The sequence below is a fragment of the Bacillus sp. BB081 genome (assembly GCF_008368895.1).
Lineage (GTDB): Bacteria > Bacillota > Bacilli > Bacillales > Bacillaceae_G > Bacillus_A > Bacillus_A wiedmannii.
Genome location: NZ_QOZX01000141.1, coordinates 1 through 385, shown reverse-complemented (window position 1 = coordinate 385; position 385 = coordinate 1). Strand labels below are relative to the sequence as shown.

The 385-nt window shown below is 43.6% G+C and carries 1 protein-coding gene; it reads left to right on the top strand.

What is annotated here, in order from left to right; translation table 11 throughout:
* A partial coding sequence (locus tag DN394_RS28725) for a DEAD/DEAH box helicase (RefSeq protein ID WP_149294467.1) occupies positions 1 to 385 on the top strand: 385 nt, incomplete at both ends.

Genomic DNA, 385 nt, shown 5'->3' with positions numbered 1-385 from the left:
TTCCTACTTTGGGCAGTAACCGGTGCAGGCAAAACAGAAATGACGTTTCCTTTAATTGATAGCGTGTTGAAAAATGCAGGAAAAGTATTAGTAGCTACACCAAGACGAGATGTAGTTCTAGAATTAGCTCCCCGAATGGCGAAAGCTTTTCCTACCACAACGATGGCTGTACTCTATGGTGGAAGTGAAGATCGCTGGCAAGAAGCAGATCTAACGATCGCTACAACGCATCAATTACTCCGTTTTTCGCAAGCTTTTGATCTTTTTATTTTGGATGAGCTGGATGCTTTCCCTTTTCACAATGATCCTATGCTGGCTTATGCGGCTAACCGTTGTTGCAAATCGGATGGTGCTTTTGTGTATCTATCAGCCACTCCACCTACAG